The 16,012-nt window shown below is 43.9% G+C and carries 8 protein-coding genes; 7 read left to right on the top strand and 1 reads right to left on the bottom strand.

The features are described from left to right. Positions 1-22: 22 nt before the first annotated feature. Positions 23-505: a low molecular weight protein-tyrosine-phosphatase gene (locus tag HMPREF1212_RS23770; RefSeq protein ID WP_028726900.1), complete on the top strand. Its 483-nt coding sequence runs from the start codon at positions 23-25 to the stop codon at positions 503-505. Here the strand turns inward: HMPREF1212_RS23770 and HMPREF1212_RS23765 are convergent. Then, positions 480-2,510, bottom strand: a complete 2,031-nt coding sequence (locus tag HMPREF1212_RS23765; protein ID WP_028726901.1) for an HD family phosphohydrolase — start codon at positions 2,508-2,510, stop codon at positions 480-482. The genes HMPREF1212_RS23770 and HMPREF1212_RS23765 overlap by 26 nt on opposite strands. Positions 2,511-2,604: 94 nt before the next feature. On the opposite strand from HMPREF1212_RS23765, the gene gltX reads away from it, so the two are divergent. The 6 genes from gltX (at position 2,605) to HMPREF1212_RS23735 (ending at position 16,002) form a co-directional block, all read left to right on the top strand. Beyond that, positions 2,605-4,122, top strand: a complete 1,518-nt coding sequence (gene gltX / locus HMPREF1212_RS23760) for a glutamate--tRNA ligase (RefSeq protein ID WP_046151416.1) — start codon at positions 2,605-2,607, stop codon at positions 4,120-4,122. A gap of 3 nt (positions 4,123-4,125) precedes the next feature. Then, complete coding sequence (locus HMPREF1212_RS23755; protein WP_046151415.1) at positions 4,126-5,364, top strand: 3-deoxy-D-manno-octulosonic acid transferase; 1,239 nt, start codon at positions 4,126-4,128, stop codon at positions 5,362-5,364. An 891-nt stretch (positions 5,365-6,255) separates the two neighbouring features. After that, positions 6,256-7,890, top strand: coding sequence for a tetratricopeptide repeat protein (locus HMPREF1212_RS23750; protein ID WP_046151414.1), 1,635 nt, complete (start codon positions 6,256-6,258; stop codon positions 7,888-7,890). A gap of 185 nt (positions 7,891-8,075) precedes the next feature. Continuing rightward, positions 8,076-11,234, top strand: coding sequence for a SusC/RagA family TonB-linked outer membrane protein (locus tag HMPREF1212_RS23745; RefSeq protein ID WP_046151413.1), 3,159 nt, complete (start codon positions 8,076-8,078; stop codon positions 11,232-11,234). Between the two features lie 28 nt (positions 11,235-11,262). Then, the gene (locus HMPREF1212_RS23740; RefSeq protein ID WP_046151469.1) at positions 11,263-12,771 is read left to right on the top strand and encodes a RagB/SusD family nutrient uptake outer membrane protein; all 1,509 of its coding nucleotides are present in this window, start codon (positions 11,263-11,265) and stop codon (positions 12,769-12,771) included. 99 nt (positions 12,772-12,870) lie between these two features. Beyond that, complete coding sequence (locus HMPREF1212_RS23735; protein ID WP_046151412.1) at positions 12,871-16,002, top strand: beta-galactosidase, LacZ type; 3,132 nt, start codon at positions 12,871-12,873, stop codon at positions 16,000-16,002. The last annotated feature ends 10 nt before the right edge of the window (positions 16,003-16,012 follow it).

Below are 16,012 nucleotides of genomic sequence, written 5' to 3'. Positions count from 1 at the left end.
TAAAAATAGAAAGGTTATAGTTATGGAAAAGTATAAGGTTTTATTTGTTTGTCTGGGTAATATTTGCCGTTCTCCGTCGGCTGAGGCTGTCATGAAGAAACTGGTGAAAGACGCCGGGTTGGAGAAGTCGATATTTATAGACTCCGCCGGGATCATGGGATACCACGAAGGTGATCCGGCCGATCAGCGGATGAGGGCGCATGCTGCCCGTCGGGGATATGTATTGGATTCCATCTCCCGTCCTGTCCGCACGCAGGATTTTTATGATTTCGACTTGATCGTCGGCATGGACGACAGGAATATCGACGACCTGAAACGCAAGGCTCCGGATTTGGAGTCCGTAGCTAAGATACACCAGATGACCGAGTATAGCCGTAACAAGCTATACGATCACGTGCCCGATCCGTATTATGGAGGCGCCTCCGGTTTCGAGCTGGTACTCGACCTGTTGGAAGATGCCTGTGGGGGACTATTGGAAACTATTTCTTCAGATCCGGATAACTGATCCGGGTATGGAACATCGTCTTTAGTTTATCAACGAAGACACTCTTTACTGTTTCCACATCCCGGAAAGTCAGCGGGGCACTCTTCAACAGGCCGTCTGCAATTTGCCCGTCAATGATCTTATCGACTAACTGCTTGATGCTCTCTTCCGTATGTTCTTTCAGGCTACGGGAGGCAGCTTCAACGGAGTCCGCCATCATTAATATGGCAGTCTCTTTGGAGAACGGGTTCGGCCCCGGATAGGTAAATGTTCCTTCGTCGATATCCTTTTCCGGATACTGGTTCTTGAATGAGTTATAGAAATATTTCGCTTTCCCCAGTCCGTGATGAGTACGGATAAAGTCGACAACGGCTTTAGGCAACAATGCCTTTTCTGCAATCCGTACCCCGTCCGTTACATGGTTGATGATCACTTTGGCACTCTGGTCGAAAGTGAGTTGGTTATGCGGGTTGACACTGCTCTGATTTTCAGTGAAGAAAGCAGGATTAGCCATCTTTCCTATATCATGGTACATCGCTCCTGTACGAACCAACTGGGCATTGGCCCCGATCTTGGCAGCCGCTTCCGAAGCCAGGATAGAAACCTGCAAGGAATGCTGGAAGGTTCCGGGCGCAGTCTCCGACAGCTTTTTCAAGACAGGTGTGTTGATATTGGAAAGCTCCACCAGGGTGATGCTCGACACGTAACCGAATGTCTTTTCCAGCATATATACCAGGATATAAGTAAACATCAGCAGGATGAAATTGATACCGAAATACAGGATCATCAACCAGTTGATCTTATTGAAATCGGCTTCCTGGTAGAGCGCCAGACTAATATAACATAATGTATAGGACATGAAGATCAGGAATGCGCAGCGGATCAGTTGCGAACGTTCCGACAGATCCCTCAGGCTGAATGTAACCACCATCCCGGCAATGATCTGCAACAGCAGGAACTCGTGCGGGAAAGGAACCATCAACGAACAGATCAGTACGATGACCAGATGGGTAAATAAAGCCGTGCGGGAGTCGAAGAAGGTACGCACAACGATCGGCACGATCGCGAAAGGCAGTATATACACATTAAACAAGCCATAAGTAACACAAAGTTCAGTCAGTACGCAACTGACGAATATGCACAGGATAAGGAAAAGCGCATTCCGCCTGTTATGCAGTATCTTTAACCGGAAAGACCACAGATACAACCAGAAACAGAAAATAAGCCCCAATACCAGTACGAATTGTCCCCCCAAGATAATGCTCTGGCGTTGAGCACCTCCCGACTTGGTTTCGTGTACGATCTTAAGGGAGCGGAGTACATTGTAGGTATGGTTGTCGATAATCTCCCCCCTGTCGACAATACGTTCTCCGGCCTGTACCATCCCATTAGCCAGGGATACGCTGCGAAGTATATCCTCTTTGACTTTTTCCGACATGTCTTTGTCGTACGCAATGTTTTCAGTCAGGAAGTTATTGATGTCGCACGATTGCAGGACGGATTTATCCAGACGGGGCGGACAGTTGTTGATGATAAATTCGTAAGCCGTCTTGACCGTAAAGAAGTCGCTGGCATACCGGGAGTGGGCTACGTTGTTTTCCAACAGGTTGACCCGCTCGTATTTATCCTTTTTCAGATCGTCCAGCTCCTGCGATGAAATAATACCGTTCTTATATAGCTTGACAAGGCTGTTCTCGATATACTGCATATAAGCCGGTGTCGCTTTATGGCTCAAAGTGGTAGAGTAGGCTTCACGCAGTTTGTCTACTTCCGTGTTTTCGACGGTAGCATCCATCCGGAAGTAAGGTTCGAAATTCTTCAGTATGCTGTCTCTCTCCGCATCCACTTCCGCATCAGTCTTATAGATGGGGAAATCGCTCGGAGCGGTTAGTAATCCGTATCTCCAGGGCTTGCCTTCGTAGAACTGGTAGCGGAACTTTCCCTCACGCGGAAAAAAGTAGGCAATAAGCAGTGCCGCGACAATGAAATACACGGCTGGATGTATACTATAGTTTTTTAGCTTCATAAGTTTCTCATTTAAGGGCGAAATGTACGTAAAAAAGTTTATTAAGAGAAAAAAAAGGCCTACTTTTGCCGCATTATTATAGAATGAAAGAATTATGACTCAAAGGAAAGTTAGAGTCCGTTTTGCACCCAGCCCGACAGGGGCGCTGCATATCGGCGGTGTTCGTACAGCTTTATACAATTATTTATTTGCCAAACAGAATGGCGGAGATTTGATCTTACGTATTGAAGATACCGACTCACAACGGTTTGTTCCCGGTGCCGAAGCTTATATCATTGAAGCGCTGACCTGGTTAGGGATCAAGTTCGACGAAGGCGTGAACTTCGGCGGCGAATACGGCCCTTATCGCCAGAGCGAACGGAAAGCTATTTACAAAGAATATGTAGACCAGCTGTTGAACGATGGTCATGCTTATATCGCATTCGATACACCGGCGGAACTGGATGCCAAACGTCAGGAGATCGCTAATTTCCAGTATGACGCTTCGACACGCCTTCAGATGCGTAACTCGCTGACTCTTTCTGCTGAAGAAACAAAAGCGTTGATCGATGCCGGACACCAGTATGTAGTCCGTGTGAAGATCGAACCGAATGAAGATATCCATGTAAACGATATTATCCGCGGGGAAGTGGTGATCAACTCTTCCATCCTGGATGATAAAGTATTGTATAAATCGGCAGACCAACTGCCTACTTACCACCTGGCAAACATTGTGGACGACCATTTGATGGAAGTAACCCATGTGATCCGCGGTGAGGAATGGTTGCCCAGTGCTCCGCTTCACGTATTATTATACCGTTATTTTGGCTGGACGGAGACAATGCCGCAGTTCGCCCACCTGGCTCTGTTGTTGAAACCGGAAGGAAACGGTAAACTGAGCAAACGTGACGGCGACCGTTTAGGTTTCCCTGTCTTCCCGTTGGAATGGCACGATCCCAAGACCGGCGATATCTCTTCGGGATACCGCGAAAGTGGTTATCTGCCTGAAGCCGTTGTCAACTTCCTGGCTTTGCTAGGCTGGAACCCGGGCAACGACCAGGAAATGATGAGCATGGAAGAACTGATCAACTATTTCGACCTGACCCGTTGCAGCAAGGCCGGTGCCAAGTTCGATTATGAAAAGGGAAAATGGTTCAATCACCAGTATATCCAGAAAAAAGATAATAAGGAAGTTGCCGCTTTATTCATGCCCATCCTGGAAAGTCACGGCGTAAAAGCCGATCCGGGTTATGTGGAAAAGGTTGTCGGTATGATGAAAGACCGTGTATCCTTTATCAAAGACCTGTGGGAAGTATGTGCTTTCTTCTTTGTCGCTCCGACCGAATATGACGAAAAGACAACCAAGAAACGCTGGAAAGCAGACTCGGCAACTCAGCTGGCAGAATTGATCGAAGTGCTTCGCACCCGTGAACCGTTCGATATCGAAGGAACGGAAGAAGAGGTGAAAGCCTGGATTGAAAGCAAAGGATATCATTTAGGTAATATCATGAATGCAACCCGTCTGGCATTGGTTGGCGAAGGCAAAGGCCCTCATATTTTCGATATTACCGAAGCATTGGGAAAAGAAGAATCTATTCGTCGTATCCAAAGAGCGATTGAAGTGCTTAAATAAGTTATGTATAGTCTGGCAATCCACTTTTACGCATTTATTATTGCGTTGATATCTCCATTTCATAAGAAGGCCCGGATGATGCGTCTGGGGCAATGGAAGACGAATTCCGTTCTTCGCGAGAAGATCGACCGGAATGCAAAATATATCTGGTTCCATGCTTCTTCTCTGGGAGAATTCGAACAAGGCCGTCCGATGATGGAGAAAATCAAGGCGGAACATCCGGAATATAAGATATTACTTACATTCTTTTCCCCTTCGGGATACGAGGTTCGTAAGAATTATAACGGGGCAGATGTCATTTGCTATCTGCCCTTCGATACGCCTTACCGGGTAAAGAAATTCCTGAACCTGGCCAATCCGGCTATCGCTGTATTTATTAAATATGAGTTTTGGGGGAACTACCTGCATGAGTTGAAGCACCGGAATATACCGGTGTATATCATTTCATCCATCTTCCGTCGTGACCAGTTGTTCTTCCAATGGTTCGGTTACCCGTACCGGAAAATGCTTTATTGTTTCACTCATCTTTTCGTGCAGGACGACCGTTCGGCTGAATTGTTGAAAGAGTTTGGCATTACGAATGTGACAGTTACGGGAGATACCCGCTTCGACCGGGTACTGGATGTACGCCGTCAGGCACGTGAAATACCGCAAGTAGAGCATTTCATATACGGTGAAAATGGCGAGAGGGCACAGACGCTTATTGCTGGAAGCTCCTGGCCGCAGGACGAGGAGATCCTGATCCCTTATTTCAATGAACATCCGGAAATGAAGCTGATCATTGCCCCGCATGAGATACATCGTGAACATCTGATGTATATCGAGTCGTTGCTGAAGCGTCCTTCTGTCCGTTTGTCAGATGTGATCCAGGATGAAAGCCTGCTTAAAGACAAAGATTGTCTGATCGTGGACAGTTTCGGCCTTCTATCTTCCATCTACCGGTATGGTTCTATTGCTTATATCGGCGGCGGCTTTGGTGCCGGTATACATAATACGTTGGAAGCAGCCGTTTATGGCATCCCTGTCATATTCGGGCCTAAGTTCCAGAAGTTTAAGGAAGCCAAAGACCTGATCAAAGTCGGGGGAGGTTTTTCTGTCTCAGGCAAACAGGCTTTCTGCGATAAAATGGATGAGTTATTCACCTACCATGAAGTCCTGGAAGCTTCTGGTAGCGCTGCCGGACACTTCGTCGGCGACAATGCCGGAGCTACGGAGCAGGTGCTGAAGAAGCTCGGTTTGTAAAAGTAGTACCCACTAATATGTGTTCCCTATAAAATATAAAGCAGGCGTGTGAATTACCGCCTACTTTTAACACTAATCTATCGTCGTAAAATCTTTGGCTATCGAGTTGTGTAATACGCTATTTGGCAGTGTTGAGTCTGATGATAGTGTCGTAGGCGGAACAGGCATACATCCTGTTCCCAAACACTTCAACAAAAGTTTTTCAAAATAAATCCTTCAATCCTTCAGGATGAATGTATATATCTGATTATCTAATATTTACGGCTGAATGATTTTCTGCTATACGAAGGGAATTGTTTACATTTTCAAGCAAATACTTCATATTTCAGTCTAAAATTTATACTAGTTTTTAGTCCACTCTTTCAGGCAAAGAATAAGGATAGGATTAATAAGTAACAATGAGTTACATAACGACCTGTTAACATAAAGGATAGAACCTATTTGTTGTTTGTCAACTGTCATACGCTTGTATCACAGTTGTCGAACAAGCGTTTTACATATGTCAAACAAGCGTTCGAGAGCTGTCAAACAGAAAAGAAGAAAGGACTGTTGAACTAAAAGGCCAGCACTCATGTATTAGAATAGAATATGCAAACAGACAACCGACCGGTAGCTATTCGGTTTTTTTCTAATACAGGACACAACCTTCTATAAATGAAAAAATTTAAAATCCGGGATATATCCTTCATACAAATTATTATCCTTCAGTCTTAGGATGATGATTATAAGCCATATAACAGTAAGGCTGAAGGATTGAAGGATTTATTTTGAAAAACTTTTGTTGTATGAATTGTTCGATTGGATAGAAGTTCAGTTCTTGACATACATGGTTTCTTTTTTCTATTCTCGCATGATTTTTTTACATTTGTCAAATTAAAACAGCAGGATTAGATGAAAAAACTATTTGAAACCGCCTTTCTTTGGAGTACTATATGTTGCCTTGCAATTGGTTTGTCCGCGTCTTCGCAAAAGAATGACTCGGAAGATACGATCGATGATTTAATCAGTAAGGCAGAAGAAATGCTTAAAATAGATCCTTCCAAAGCGATTTATTACTCTAATGTGGCGATAACCGAAGCACAGAAAAAGGGTGATAAGCGTCTTCTAGCCAAGGCACAGTCGACACTGGGAGAAGCTTATATGAATCAGGGTGATTTTGATATGGGTTTTGAATCGATGACCAATGCGCTGGAGAATGTTCCTTCTGACAGGCCTAACCTGAGTGCCTATATCTATGTGCGCCTTTCGGGTTGCTATACGAAGTTAGGGGACTTGGATGCTGCTTTTCAATATGTCGATAAGGCGATCGATATTTGTAAAGAAGCCAATGATCAGAAAAGTCTGGCAATGTGTTATAATGCTCGTGGACTGGTTTATATACTTGTGCCGGATAATAGAAAAGCGGAAGAGAACTTTAAGGCCGCTTTAGAGATAAACAGAGAGCTGGGAGAAAGAAAGCTGGTGGCTGTAAACCTCAATAACCTCTGTTTATATGAAGGAGATACGAATGAAAAGATCCTGATGTTGCGGGAAGCGATTGCTATCAACGACTCGTTAGGTACTGTCTGGTCGTTGGGTGAAAATTATAATAATCTGGGGACACAGTATTTCTATGCCAGGGAGTATAAAAAAGGATTGGCTGCATTAGATACCGCAATGGTATATGCCCGTAAAATCAATGCGAAAGAATTGATTACCGATAATTATCGGTACGCTTCGTGGATCCACGAAGCGATGGGCGACTATACGCATGCCTATGCAAACCTGAAAGATCTCTATGATATGGAACAGAGCCTGTCTGCAAAAGATGAGATGAGACAGATAGAACTGAACCTCATTCAGAAACGTTTGAAAGCGAAAGAGCATGAAATGATAGTCCAGGAACAGGCCTTTCAGATCAAGAGTCTGAGGATGCAGAGTTTTATAGCGATACTCATTGCCATTGCCGTATTACTTATATTATTATATGTAACTTTCCATACTCGCCAACAAAAGAAAATACAAATATTGGAAGCTTCCAGAAAACTGGAAGAGCAGGAGAGGGAACTGATTGCTTTGAAATTGCAACAGGCAGAAGTGGAAACCCAGACCGCACAGCAGGAATTAGATTATAACCGGCATGAATTGACGAACTTCGCCTTTTTTGTACGTAGTCGCAATGACTTATTGGCCAACATTCAGTCGATGCTTAAAGAGAGTTATAAATTATCCGGCTCGGAAATGGATGCCCATCTAAGAAGTATCAATGCATATATATCCCAGTTCAACGCAAGGAATACTGAAACCGAATTATTAATAGATGAGGTGAATGCCCGCTTTATCGATAAACTATCCAAGCTCCATCCGGATTTATCGAAAAACGAACAACGCCTGGCCTCTTTACTTCGCATAGGCTTATCGACAAAAGAAATCGCATCCGTAATAGACTCGACCCCCAAGACCGTAAACATGGCCAGATACCGTTTGCGTAAGCATCTGAACCTGGAAACGGACGAGAGTCTGACTGAATATATGAAAAGTATATGATGTAGTATATCTGCATAGACTAATATGCAGAAAATCAGTATGATTTGAAATGTATTTGTAGATAAAAACAGACCGTTTTACAGTGATATGTAGAGATTAGATAGGCTGATAAAGTATTGACAAAAGAATCATAAACCGCTATTCTTGCAGCAAAACTTTATTAATTTAATCTAATTAAAACAGTCATGGGAATATCGCAATGTAAATCCCGGTTAACTACCGGTTCTTTCCTGAGGACATCGATTGTCTTGATGCTCCTTTCCCTTTTACCCTTTTTAGGTTTTGCTCAAAACGCAAATGTAAAAGGTATTGTTTATGATGAAACCGGAGCACCGGCCATCGGGGTGAACATCCTGAAAAAAGGAACAACTGAAGGGGCTACCACTGATATGGATGGTAATTTTGAGTTGTCCGTAAAGAAAGGGGATGTACTTCTTTTCTCTTATATCGGGTATACAACACAATCGGTGACCTATAACGGACAACCTCGTCTGGAAATCAGATTATCGGAAGATGCCGAAAAGCTTGATGAAGTTATTGTTGTCGGTTACGGTACAATGAAAAAGAGCGATTTAACGGGAGCTATTTCTTCGGTTAATGTAGAGGAGCTGACCAGTCGTGCAACCACTAATCCGGCAGAAGCGTTACAAGGCCAGGTGTCCGGTGTCAGTATCCAGAAGAAGGGGGGGAATGCCGGTGCAGGTATCTCGGTTAAGATACGTGGTGTGAAATCATTCGGAAACAATGAACCTTTGTATATAATCGATGGCTTTCCCGGTGACATAAGTAATGTCAATCCACAGGATATTGCAGCTATGGAAGTGCTGAAGGATGGTGCGGCGGCTGCAATTTACGGTTCAACTGCTGCCAATGGCGTCATTATGGTGACTACCAAAAACGGAAAGAAAGGTGATCTGAAAGTAGATGTAAATGCTTATCTTAACTTTTCAAAAGTAGCCAACCAACTGGAACTGCTGAACTCCGACGGCTATGTGCAGGTACATAAGCAGATGTATGATAATTATAACCTGCAATATCCGAATAAGACTGTCGATTATCCGGCTTATATTACAAATTACCTGGCAAATCCTTCCTCTTATCCTAATACAAACTGGCAGGATGAGATGTTCCGCGGCGGGTTGACACAGAACTATCAGGTAAGTGTTCGCGGCGGAAGTGAAAAAGCCCGTTATTCCGTATCTTATAATCACTCGGATGATAAAGGTATCTTGTTGGGCAATAGTTTTAAACAGGATAATGCCCGTATGAAACTGGCCGTCACCAAGAATATATTTGATCTGGATGCCAACCTGTCTTTTATGGCTAAAGATGAAAAACAACCGCAGTACTCATTAAAAGAAGTATATGGTATTTCTCCGCTGGTATCGGTCTATGATGATACGAAAGAATATGGCTTCGGACTGACAGACCACGACGGTCTGCCCAGCAACCGTAACGTGATGGCTGATTACACTTATCGTCAGGGTGGCGGCAAGACATATAATATGGATGCAAATGCAGCATTGACGATCCATTTAGCTAAATGGCTGACTTTCAAGACGGCCTATTCTTATCGCGGCGAACATTATCGTTACAAACGTCATATGCCGGCTTATGTGGCAGACGTAAAGGCTAAGCAGGATTATCCTTCCCAATATGAAAAATCTTATTACTGGGAAGACCAGGTGATAGATAACGTCTTGACTTTTGATAAACAATTCAAAGATCACTCCCTGAATGTAATGGCCGGTAACTCTGTCCAGATACGTAAATATAACTGGAATGAAATACAGGTGGATGGTAAAACTACTGTGTATGAGGTAAAAGACGGGCAGTTGGTGACTTCTGAAAAACCGTCCGGATTTTTAGATCCTGATTTTGCTACTATCGGAGCGGGTAAAGGCGGAACTTATAGCGGAGACGGCTCATTGTACGATTATAACCGTGCCTCTTTCTTCGGCCGTGTGAATTATTCTTATGCCGGACGTTATATGCTTCAGGCTACGGTTCGTGCAGATGGTTCTTCCAAGTTCGGTAAGGATAGCCGTTGGGGTGTTTTCCCGTCAGTTGCTTTAGGTTGGAGAATTACAGAGGAAGAATTTTTCCCGAAAGATGGCGTGATCAGCAATTTAAAACTGCGTGCCAGCTGGGGACGCCTGGGTAATGAGCAGGCTCTTGGTTACTATGATTTCCAGGCATTGATCACTAGCGGTAATGATATGTCGATGGGTAGTGTACAGGGAAATGGTTCAAGCCCCTGGCCGGGAAGTATTGCTACCGGGTTGGCTAACCGTAATCTGCAGTGGGAAACAACCGATACAAAGAACATTGGTTTCGACTATGGTCTGTTGAACGGTCGTTTGTCCGGTACATTGAACTATTATTATAACAAAACGGAGGATATGTTGATCACCAAGAAACTGGCTCCTTCTGTAGGATTGAATAATCCGGTTATGAACGTAGGTAAAATCCGTAACTCCGGTTTTGAAATGGAGATCAACTGGGCGGATAAAAAAGGTGACTGGGATTATAATGTAGGATTGAACCTGACAACAACAAGCAATAAAGTATTGGAACTTTCCGATCCGAAGCAGGCTTTATATGGCGATGGTTTGAAATGGGGTACGGAGCACTTCCCGACTCAGACACTTGTTGGAGAACCTATTGCCAGCTTCTACCTGTATCGTGCGGATGGTATTTTCCAGAATGATGCTGAAGTATCAGCCCATGTTAATAAAGATGGTGAATTACTGCAGCCGAATGCCCGCCCGGGAGATATCCGTTTCCGTGATGTGAATGGTGACGGTCAGATCGACGAAGATGATAAGGAATCCTGTGGTTCCGGTATGCCGAAACTGGAAGCGAACCTGTCTGCCGGTTTCTCTTATAAAGGCATCGATTTCTCTTTCTTACTGGGAAGTGGCTGGGGACATAAACTGTATAACGGTAACCGTTATTTCTTTGAAGGAATGAGTTCGGGTACTAATATGCTAGCATCTACGCTGGATGCATGGACAACGAATAATACAAATACGAATGTTCCCCGTGCGGTATTACAAGACCCGAATAATAACTCACGTGAAAGTGACCGTTTCCTGGAAAATGGGAATTTTGTTCGCCTTCGTCAATTGCAGATCGGATATACCTTGCCTGCTACAGTGCTGAAAAAACTTTTCGTCGATAAGTTAAGATTGTATGTAAGTGGCGAGAACCTGTTTACCATCACAAATTATAGCGGTATCGATCCGGAGTTCTCTACGGAAAAGATATTGAATACTGGTGTCGATAAAGAAATTTATCCATTCACTCGTTCCTATATCGTTGGATTACAGCTTACATTCTAATTACAAATTATTTAAAATCACAAAGACAATGAAAAAGATAAAATATATCGTTGCTACTTTATTATTAATGGGAGCAATCACCGGTTGTGATAATTTCCTGACAGTGCAATCACCGGATCAACTGACAACCGATTCTTTCTGGCGTGATAAATCGGATGCGGAAGCAGGACTGGCTGCAGCCTATTCTCAACTGGAATCGTTTACCGATACCTGGAGCTTTGCAGAAGTAAAATGGCCGGTAGAGGCTTATCGTGAAGATATTGTGAACCTGGGTTCCGATGCCCTGAATTATCCGAACTGGGTAGAGCTGGCCAACTTTACTTATACGAATGGTAATTCCCAGTTCACTTATTACTGGCAGGATGCTTACAGGGGGGTAAACTACTGTAACCAGGTAATTGAAAATGTTCCGAATATTCCGGCTGATAAGATTACGGAAGAAGAACGGAATACGATTTTGAATGAGGCTCATTTTCTGCGTGGTTATTATCATATGAAACTTCTTTTGAACTGGAAGGAGATTGTTATTCGTGATGCTTATATCTCCTCGACCGACCAGTTGGATAAAGCGTTGGCTACACGTGAAGAAGCATGGGATTTTATTATCGGTGAATTGACCAAGGCTACCGCATTGCCGGAAACCCGTACTTCCGACCAGTTGGGACGTGCAACCAAAGGGGCTGCCTATGCTTATATCGGTTGGGCTCACCTGACAAGAGCTTATGAAGAATCTGCCAACAAAGACTCAGAATTAAAGGCTGCTGTAGATGCTTTCAATAATGTAAAAGGCTATGACCTGGTAAAGAACTTCAAATCTATGTTTGATGGTAGTAATAAGAATTCGCAGGAGGGTATTTTTGAGTTACAGATGTCGATGTCGGATGCGAATGGTGCCTGGTATAAAACACAGCTTCATCGCTGGATCGGCTGTTCCGAACTTTGGGGCTGGGATGAAATCCTTCCGAATAATATGTTGATGAATGAATACATGAAGGAAGGACAGATTGCAACAACAGGCCGTTACGACAGTCGTTTGTATGAAACGATTTTCTTCCAGTGCGATTATTTTAATGATCCGGAGGCTGGACGTGTATATGGATATACATATGATGAATGGTTTGAAGGTAAAAATAAGCCTGCATTCCGGAAATTTATGCCGACAGATTATGAAGGTATGGAAAACAATTACTTTGCACCGAATATTCCGCTGATGCGTTATGCAAATGTCCTGCTGATGAAAGCCGAAGCGTTGAATGAACTGGGACAAACAACTGAAGCTATTTCCCTGATCAATCAGGTGCGTGAACGGGCGGATATGCCGGATATGAAGGGAACGTCACAGGCACAGGTTCGTGAACAGATCGAACACGAACGACTACTGGAATTCCCGTTGGAAAACCTTCGTTTTTATGATCTTCGCCGTTGGGGTAAAACACAGGAAGCGTTGAAGGCGGTAGGACGTGACTTTAATCCTGATAAGAATAATTTCTATCCGATACCTATTCAGGAAATAAATACTAATAATGCGCTTCATTGATGCAAGCCTGGTAAAAATAGCATAGACACAACTATAATTATAATCGGGTGTCTCTTCGCCTCATGCGGGAGGCACCCTTTCTTATTAAATCAATAATGTATGAAACATCTTTTTTATACAGCCAGTGCGCTTTTGGTGAGTCTCGCTTTGCAAGCCCAATCCAAAGAGTGGGAGGATCAACGGGTTAATCAGATCAACCGAGAACCGATACATGCTCATTTTGTCCCCTATTCTTCTGAAAAAGGGGCATTGCATAAGGATATATCGAAAGAACAGCGCTATTCCCTGAACGGAACCTGGAAATTTCATTATGCTAAAAATCCGGCCAGTCGTCCGGTTACTTTCTATGAAGAAGGTTACGATGTAACGGACTGGAAAGACATCGAAGTGCCCGGCAGCTGGGAACTTCAGGGCTTTGATGCTCCCATTTATACAGATACACGTTATCCGTTTCCGGCAGAGCCTCCTCATGTACCGACAGACTATAATCCGGTAGGTTCGTATGTCACGACCTTTACCGTACCGGCTGATTTTAAAGGGAAAGATATCTTACTCAATTTCGGGGGTGTCGAATCTGCCTATTATTGCTGGATAAACGGCCATTTTGTAGGGTATGCGGAAGACAGCCGCCTGCCTTCGGAGTTTCTGATTAATAAATATCTGAAGTCGGGAGAAAATACACTGGCTGTTGAAGTGTACCGATATAGCGACGGTTCTTATCTGGAAGGGCAGGACTATTGGAAATATAGCGGTATTGAGCGCGATGTAAGACTGATCGCCCGTCCGCAGGAACGGGTAAAAGATTTTGAACTATCTGCTGACCTGGTTAATGATTATCAGGATGGTCTTCTGAACGTAAAAGTAACGTTGGATAACCGGAAGATAAACAAAGGTACGGCTGTTCAGCTGAAAGTTCTTGACGGGATGAAAGAAATAGCATCCGAAAGATTTACCGTGAAAGCGAAAACAGACAGTATTTTTGTCTTTACAGAACATTTCCCCGGTATCAAACATTGGACGGCAGAGACTCCTAATCTTTATTCGCTGGTTGTTAATACACTCGATAAACAAGGTAAAGTGACCGAATCTTTTGTACAGCGTTTTGGTTTCCGTAAGGTGGAGATGAAGAACGGAATGTTACAGGTGAACGGAACTCCGATCCTGATAAAAGGAGTGAACCGCCATGAACACGATATGCATAAAGGACGTTCTATCTCAGTGGAAAGCATGATTGAAGATATCCGTTTGATGAAACAGTTCAATATCAATGCGGTTCGTACCTGTCACTACCCGAACCATGAAGAATGGTACGACCTGTGTAATGAATATGGTCTTTACCTGGTGGATGAAGCAAACATCGAGTCACATGGAATGGAAGCTCATCCGGACGGAACACTTGCTAATATGGAAGGGTGGGATATTCCTTTTATGGAACGTATGGAGCGCATGGTGGAACGGGATAAGAATTTTACAGCCATTATAACCTGGAGCCTGGGTAATGAATCGGGATACGGCAAGCATTTTGAAATATTATACCATTGGACAAAGGAGCGTGATGCCAGCCGTCCCGTTCAGTATGAAGGTGGTGGTGTAAAAGGTTTGTCTGATATCTATTGTCCGATGTATGGGCGTATTTGGTTGCTTCGCCAGTGGGTGAATCAGCGGCAACCTCGTCCGCTTATTCTTTGTGAATATGCACATGCGATGGGAAATAGCGTCGGGAACCTGAACGATTACTGGGATCTGATTTATAAATACGATAACCTGCAAGGTGGTTTTATCTGGGATTGGGTCGACCAGACTTTCGCTATTAAAGATAAGAAAGGAAATGACATACAGGCTTACGGCGGTGACATGGGATTTGTCGGTATAGTAAACGACTCTAATTTCTGTGCGAATGGATTGGTAGCAGCCGACCGTAGCTTGCACCCGCATATCTGGGAAGTGAAGAAAGTCTATCAGTATATGCATTTTGAAGGAGTGCCGTTCTCTGCCGGTCTGATTAAAGTGACCAACCGTCACGACTTCGTTTCTTCGGATGTGTATGATTATGTTTGGACTGTAAAAGCTGACGGAAAGATTATTTCTCAGGGAAAACTGGATGTTCCGGTTATTGCTCCGCATCAATCGGTAGAGGTGCCGGTTCAGATACCTGCTATAAAAGGAGAACCCGGAACAGAGTATTTCCTTCATATCTCAGCTTTGACAAAAGAAGAAACTCCTCTTGTTCCTAAAGGACATCTGGCAGCATCGGAACAATGGAAATTGCCGGTGGTATCTTCTTCGGTTCCTGTACCTGTATCTTCCGAAACATTGTCGACTATGGATGAGGCGGAAAATATAACAATCAAAGGGAAGGCTCTGTCGATTGTCTTTTCAAAAAAGAATGGTGAGATAACCAGCTATGCTGTTGATGGTAATGATTACCTGTTGGAAGGACTTCGCCCGAACTTCTGGCGTCCCCTAACAGACAATGACGTTGCAAATAAACTGGGAAGCCGAAGCGAGACGTGGAAGAATGCCGGTAATGAATTAGTAGTAAAAGAATTCTCTGCCGATGTTTCTACAGATAAGAAGTCTGTGATCGTGAAAGTTTCGTATGATATGCCTTTGCAGGAGTCTTCCTGTTCCGTCATTTACACGGTATATGCCGACGGTATTATTAAGACTGCCTATTCTTTTGTTCCCGGTGAAAAACAACTCCCGGAAATACCCCGGGTAGGTATGCGTATGATCTTGAAAGGTGAATACGACCAGATGACCTGGTTTGGCCGTGGCCCACAGGAAAATTATTGGGATCGTAAATCGGGTGCCGATATAGATCTGTACAAAGCTTCTGTATGGGATCAGTATCATCCTTATGTACGTGCACAGGAGACAGCCAATAAATCGGATGTCCGCTGGGTGGCCCTTCAGAACCAGGCGGGAAATGGTATTCTGGTTAAATCCGCTTGCCAACCTTTGGGTGTCAGTGCCTGGAACTTCCCGATGAAGGATATAGAATATATCCCATCCAGTATACAGCATATTCATGGTGGTAGCATTGAGAAGAAAGATATGGTCTGGTTAAATATCGACAAGCAGCAAATGGGTGTTGGCGGAGATAATACGTGGGGAGCCCAGACACATCCGGAATATACGATTACACCGGTCAGTCAGGAATATAGCTTCTTTATTATTCCTGTCGATAAGCAAACAGACCTGGTTGAGATCTCCAAATTGAACAGATAATTTAAAGTAG

It is taken from the genome of Parabacteroides sp. HGS0025, from assembly GCF_000969845.1.
GTDB lineage: Bacteria > Bacteroidota > Bacteroidia > Bacteroidales > Tannerellaceae > Parabacteroides > Parabacteroides gordonii.
The sequence above is the reverse complement of the archived record's forward strand: the minus strand, read 5'-3'. Positions and strand labels throughout refer to the sequence as shown.